Source organism: Streptomyces sp. NPDC060031 (assembly GCF_042736805.1).
In the GTDB taxonomy this organism is placed as follows: domain Bacteria; phylum Actinomycetota; class Actinomycetes; order Streptomycetales; family Streptomycetaceae; genus Streptomyces.
This window is the reverse complement of the sequence record NZ_JBHWVM010000177.1, coordinates 1-5,943: the sequence shown is the minus strand read 5'-3', so window position 1 is coordinate 5,943 and position 5,943 is coordinate 1. Positions and strand designations below refer to the sequence as shown.

General features: G+C 67.0%; 5 protein-coding genes and 2 tRNA genes. 6 read left to right on the top strand and 1 reads right to left on the bottom strand.

What is annotated here, in order from left to right:
• The first annotated feature begins 700 nt into the window (after positions 1-700).
• On the top strand, positions 701-820 hold the full coding sequence (locus tag ACFWB8_RS36555; protein WP_385237482.1) for an integrase: 120 nt from the start codon (positions 701-703) through the stop codon (positions 818-820).
• 131 nt (positions 821-951) lie between these two features.
• Here the strand turns inward: ACFWB8_RS36555 and ACFWB8_RS36550 are convergent.
• Positions 952-1,025: transfer RNA gene (locus ACFWB8_RS36550), tRNA-Gly, on the bottom strand.
• Positions 1,026-1,193: 168 nt separating this feature from the next.
• On the opposite strand from ACFWB8_RS36550, the gene ACFWB8_RS36545 reads away from it, so the two are divergent.
• The 5 genes from ACFWB8_RS36545 (at position 1,194) to clpX (ending at position 5,902) form a co-directional block, all read left to right on the top strand.
• Positions 1,194-1,270 (top strand) — tRNA-Pro (locus tag ACFWB8_RS36545).
• Between the two features lie 166 nt (positions 1,271-1,436).
• Positions 1,437-2,831, top strand: coding sequence for a trigger factor (gene tig, locus ACFWB8_RS36540; RefSeq protein WP_385237479.1), 1,395 nt, complete (start codon positions 1,437-1,439; stop codon positions 2,829-2,831).
• 286 nt (positions 2,832-3,117) lie between these two features.
• Complete coding sequence (locus ACFWB8_RS36535) at positions 3,118-3,735, top strand: ATP-dependent Clp protease proteolytic subunit (protein ID WP_030026957.1); 618 nt, start codon at positions 3,118-3,120, stop codon at positions 3,733-3,735.
• Between the two features lie 55 nt (positions 3,736-3,790).
• A complete protein-coding gene (locus tag ACFWB8_RS36530) occupies positions 3,791-4,462 on the top strand; it encodes an ATP-dependent Clp protease proteolytic subunit (protein ID WP_384538811.1) in 672 nt (223 codons plus the stop codon).
• Between the two features lie 153 nt (positions 4,463-4,615).
• On the top strand, positions 4,616-5,902 hold the full coding sequence (gene clpX, locus ACFWB8_RS36525; RefSeq protein ID WP_031145485.1) for an ATP-dependent Clp protease ATP-binding subunit ClpX: 1,287 nt from the start codon (positions 4,616-4,618) through the stop codon (positions 5,900-5,902).
• Positions 5,903-5,943: the final 41 nt, after the last annotated feature.

The window sequence follows — 5,943 nt, the reverse complement described above, 5'->3', positions numbered from 1 at the left end:
CACCCCGACAGGGTGACCGTCACGCGCCGCCCGGCACAGCACCCGGACGGCGCGTCACATCACAACAGGGCAAACGTTGCCTGATCCGGCACTAGAGATAGCCCTCGGACCGCTGTGGCTGTGGTGGTGGCGGCTGTACTGGGCTGCTGTCTGCCCACTTCACCGACTCGCGCCCGTATCGAGTCGCCCCCACGAGGATTGCGGCAGCCAGAAAGGCTCGCGAGATCGAGTCCTTCTCTGTGATCACGAGGATCAGCAGCGGGGCCAAGAACACCAGGTGCCAACGCGGATGGTTTCGCCAATCGCTCTTGCCTGCCATCCCACCTCCCAACCGGACCTTAGCGCGCGAACGGTCTGGAGACTCCGGGTTTCCCGCTCTCCGCCGCATCCCCATGCAGTCCAATCCTGTTACTGCCGCAGGGCACCGTGTACGAGGCTGTGCGCCTGCGTTCACGCCTTGTCGGCAGCTCAGCCGGGCCCGGCTGCGGTCCGGCCCCGAACACCCGTCAACCGCACCGAACGAGACGGAAACCGAGACGGGGCTCCGATGGAACGAGTGGAGGCCGAGCTGTGCACGGATGCCGGGAGCTGTGGCACAAGGCCTGTCGGGATGCCGGGATCACGGGGGCTGCACTTTCATGATCTTCGGCACACCGGCAACACCCTGGCCGCGTCCGCCGGTGCCGGTACCCGGGAGGTGATGGCTCGCAGGGGCCACAGCACCGCCCGCGTGGCCCTGATCTACCAGCACGCGAGCGCTGACCGGGATCGGCTCATCGCCGACGCCCTGAGCGGCCTCGTGAAGAAGGGCCGGCCGTAAGCGCGCCAGGGGCACGAGTCAAGATCGGAAACGCAAGGGGCGCGCAGCGGACATGGACGGCTGGGCGCAGCCTCGGAAAACGCATCAGGGCCAAGTCGAGGAAACATCCTCTGACCTGGCCCTGAGCCGTCTGGAGCGGGTGACGGGAATCGAACCCGCGTAGCTAGTTTGGAAGACTAGTGCTCTACCATTGAGCTACACCCGCAACGTGCGCGCCGCAGGTCCGTGGACCGTGGCACGGACAGCATCCTAGCGGGTCGGGGCGGGGGATCGCACACCGCATTCGCGGGCCTTCGGATGGCCCGCGTGAGACGTTCCCGGAAACCGGGGGCGTCGGAGCGTCTCCGGGCATGTACCCTACGTGTCGCACCGACGGGGTGTGGCGCAGCTTGGTAGCGCGTCCGCTTTGGGAGCGGAAGGTCGTCGGTTCGAATCCGGCCACCCCGACCACCATCACCGCTCATCACGATGATCGCGTTGTGGGCTGATTGCCGCTTGCGGTTACTATGCAAGCTGCGTGCCCGTGTGTCTGATGTACCGGGCCGAAGTCGGCCGGAGCGCTGAATCTCAGCGTGACGGCAGAATCCCCAGCAGTCAGCCACAAGGAGACCGAACCGTGAAGAGCGCCGTGGAGACCCTGAACCCGACTCGGGTTCGGCTCACTGTTGAGGTGCCCTTCGAGGAGCTCAAGGACAGCCTCGACGCGGCCTACAAGAAGATCAACCAGCAGGTCACGGTGAAGGGCTTCCGCAAGGGCAAGATCCCGGCCCGCGTCATCGACCAGCGCTTCGGCCGCGGTGCGGTGCTGGAGGAGGCCGTCAACGACGCCCTCCCGAAGTTCTACACCGAGGCCGTCAACGAGGCGGACCTGAACCCGCTGGGCCAGCCCGAGGTCGACATCACGGAGCTGAAGGACGGCGAGCTGCTGGCCTTCACCGCCGAGGTCGACATCCGCCCCGAGATCGAGATCCCGGACTACTCCGGCATCGAGGTCGAGGTCGACGCCATCGAGGTCTCCGACGAGGACGTCGAGAAGTCGGTCGAGCAGCTGCGCGACCGCTTCGCGTCCACCAAGGACGTCGAGCGCGCCGCCGAAGAGGGCGACGTCGTGACGATCGACCTCGAGGCCAAGGTCGACGGCGAGGTGCTGGAGGACGGTGTCGCCACCGACGTCTCCTACACCATCGGCTCGGGCGAGCTCCTCGAGGGCATCGACGAGGCCGTCAAGGGCCTGGAGGCCGGTGGCGAGGCCACCTTCACCTCCCAGCTGAAGGGCGGCTCCGCCGAGGGCAAGGACGCCGAGGTCACCGTCAAGGTCACCAAGGTCTCCGCCCGCGAGCTGCCGGAGCTGGACGACGAGTTCGCGCAGATGGCGAGCGAGTTCGACACCATCGAGGCCCTCAAGGCGGACAGCCGCACGCGCCTCGAGAACATGAAGCAGTACGACCAGGCCACGCAGGCCCAGGAGCGCGTCCTGGAGAAGCTGCTGGAGCTCGTCGAGGTCCCGATCCCCGAGAAGCTCCTCGCGGACGAGGTCCAGACCCGTACGCACAACCTCGAGCACCACCAGCTCGGCCAGATGGGCCTCGACCTCGACAAGTACCTCGAGATCCAGGGCAAGACCCGCGAGGAGTTCGACGCCGAGACCTCCGAGCAGGCCGTCAAGGGCATCAAGACCCAGTTCGTCCTCGACGCGCTGGTCAACAAGGAGAAGCTGGGCGTCAACCAGGAGGAGCTCACCGAGCACCTCATGCGCCGCGCCGCCTCCTCCGGCATGTCCCCCGACCAGTTCGCCCAGGCCGTCGTCGAGGGTGGCCAGGTTCCGATGCTCGTCGGCGAGGTCGCCCGCGGCAAGGCCCTCGCGGTCGTCGTCGAGGCCTCCAAGGTCGTCGACACCAAGGGTGAGGTCGTCGACCTCTCCGACGACGAGGACGAGGTCGAGCAGGCCGCCGAGACCGTCGAGAGCACCGTCGACGGTGACGACGAGACCGCGGCCGACGAGGCCAAGTAACACCCCCGGTCACGCCCTGTGCGGGACCCGCTGAGCAGTGCCCGAAGGGCCCGTACGCAGTCGCGTCCGGGCCCTTCGGCACACCTCTGGAGGGGCCCTGGGACCTTGCGCTCCGAGCGAACAGTTCGGGAAGCGGGATGGCGTTGTCCGACCTGCGCGTTAGGGTCCATGAATACGAGGGCACGGGAGTACCCGAAGCCGGTGGACATCGTCCGCACGGCAGGTCCGCGCCCCAGAACGAGACGCTGAGACGGCATGTGGCCGTCGGAGACGAGCAGGTGGATACGTGACGAATCTGAAGCCTTACGCCGCGGGTGAGCCGTCCATCGGTGGCGGCCTCGGCGACCATGTCTACAACCGGCTGCTCGGCGAGCGCATCATCTTCCTCGGCCAGCAGGTCGACGACGACATCGCCAACAAGATCACCGCACAGCTCCTCCTCCTGGCCGCCGAGCCGGAGAAGGACATCTACCTGTACATCAACAGCCCCGGTGGCTCGGTGACGGCCGGCATGGCGGTCTACGACACCATGCAGTACATCCCGAACGACGTCGTCACCATCGGCATGGGAATGGCGGCCTCGATGGGCCAGTTCCTGCTGACCGGCGGCGCCAAGGGCAAGCGCTTCGCCCTGCCGAACACCGACATCCTGATGCACCAGGGCTCCGCCGGCATCGGTGGCACCGCGTCGGACATCAAGATCCAGGCCCAGTACCTGCTGCGCACCAAGCAGCGCATGGCCGAGATCACCGCGTTCCACTCGGGCCAGACCGTCGAGGCGATCATCCGCGACGGCGACCGCGACCGCTGGTTCACCTCCGAGGAGGCCAAAGACTACGGCCTCATCGACGAGATCATCTCGGCCGCGTCGAACGTTCCGGGCGGCGGCGGCACCGGGGCCTGATCCCGGCGCACACCGTCAGTACCCAGCAGCCGACAGCCCGCAGAACGCCACCAGGATGGTGAACACCCAGATGTACATGAACAACCTCTCTCCCGCGAGCGGCCTCCACACCGGCGCTCAGGTGGACAACCGCTACGTCATCCCGCGCTTCGTCGAGCGCACCTCGCAGGGCGTGCGCGAGTACGACCCGTACGCGAAGCTCTTCGAGGAGCGCGTGATCTTCCTCGGCGTGCAGATCGACGACGCGTCCGCCAACGACGTCATGGCGCAGCTGCTGTGCCTGGAGTCGATGGACCCCGACCGCGACATCTCGATCTACATCAACAGCCCCGGCGGCTCCTTCACCGCGCTGACTGCGATCTACGACACGATGCAGTTCGTGAAGCCGGACATCCAGACGGTCTGCATGGGCCAGGCGGCCTCCGCCGCCGCGGTCCTGCTCGCCGCCGGCACCCCCGGCAAGCGCATGGCCCTGCCGAACGCCCGAGTGCTGATCCACCAGCCCTCCGGCGGCACCGGTCGTGAGCAGCTCTCCGACCTGGAGATCGCGGCCAATGAGATCCTGCGCATGCGCGACCAGCTGGAGTCCATGCTGGCCAAGCACTCGACGACCCCGCTGGAGAAGATCCGCGAGGACATCGAGCGCGACAAGATCCTCACGGCCGAGGACGCTCTGGCCTACGGCCTGATCGACCAGATCATCTCCACCCGCAAGAGCTCGGCCTGATCCTTGCCGTCAGTTGGCGTGGGCACGCTGCCGCATTCGGCGATGTGAACCACGTCAAGGGGGCCCCGCACGGGGCCCCCGGCAAGGTACCGTCGGATATGAGGCACCAGGAGCGCTGAACCAGGCGTCTCCCAGGCGAAGGGGAAGCACCTCGTGGCACGCATCGGTGACGGCGGCGACCTGCTCAAGTGCTCGTTCTGCGGAAAGAGCCAGAAGCAGGTGAAGAAGCTCATCGCAGGACCCGGTGTGTACATCTGCGACGAGTGCATCGACCTCTGCAACGAGATCATCGAAGAGGAACTCGCGGAGACCTCCGAGGTCCGGTGGGAGGAACTCCCCAAGCCCCGTGAGATCTACGAGTTCCTGGAGAGCTACGTCGTCGGCCAGGAGCCGGCGAAGAAGGCGCTCTCCGTAGCGGTGTACAACCACTACAAGCGGGTCCAGGCCGGCGAGAACGGCGGCGCGCAGGGCCGTGACGACGCGATCGAGCTCGCGAAGTCCAACATCCTGCTGCTGGGCCCCACGGGCTCGGGCAAGACCCTGCTGGCCCAGACGCTCGCGCGCATGCTCAACGTCCCGTTCGCCATCGCCGACGCGACGGCGCTGACGGAGGCCGGGTACGTGGGCGAGGACGTCGAGAACATCCTGCTCAAGCTGATCCAGGCGGCCGACTACGACGTCAAGAAGGCCGAGACCGGGATCATCTACATCGACGAGATCGACAAGGTCGCCCGCAAGAGCGAGAACCCGTCGATCACCCGCGATGTGAGCGGCGAGGGCGTTCAGCAGGCCCTCCTGAAGATCCTGGAGGGCACGACCGCCTCCGTTCCGCCGCAGGGCGGCCGCAAGCACCCGCACCAGGAGTTCATCCAGATCGACACGACGAACGTGCTCTTCATCGTGGGCGGCGCGTTCGCCGGCCTCGAGAAGATCATCGAGTCGCGTGCGGGCGCCAAGGGCATCGGCTTCGGGGCGACCATCCGCTCCAAGCGCGAGATCGAGGCGAGCGACCAGTTCCAGGAGGTCATGCCGGAGGACCTGGTGAAGTTCGGGATGATCCCCGAGTTCATCGGCCGTCTCCCCGTGCTGACCTCCGTGCACAACCTGGACCGCGAGGCGCTCCTCCAGATCCTGGTGGAACCGCGCAACGCCCTGGTGAAGCAGTACCAGCGCCTGTTCGAACTGGACGGCGTGGAACTGGACTTCGAGCGCGAGGCCCTCGAGGCCATCGCCGACCAGGCGATCCTGCGCCAGACCGGCGCGCGCGGCCTGCGCGCCATCATGGAAGAGGTCCTGATGTCGGTGATGTACGAGGTCCCGTCCCGCAAGGACGTGGCCCGCGTGGTCATCACCTCGGACGTGGTCCGCTCCAACGTCAACCCGACGCTGGTCCCGCGGATCGTCCCGAAGGACCAGGGCCCGCACGAGAAGTCGGCGTAGCCGGCGAGGTTGTACGCGAAGGGGGCGCTCCCGGTCGGGAG

Bases quoted from the DNA above. Each gene is read 5' to 3' on its own strand.
- ACFWB8_RS36530 (WP_384538811.1), top strand. From the start codon at position 3,791: ATGGTGAACACCCAGATGTACATGAACAACCTCTCTCCCGCGAGCGGC.
- ACFWB8_RS36555 (WP_385237482.1), top strand. From the start codon at position 701: ATGGCTCGCAGGGGCCACAGCACCGCCCGCGTGGCCCTGATCTACCAG.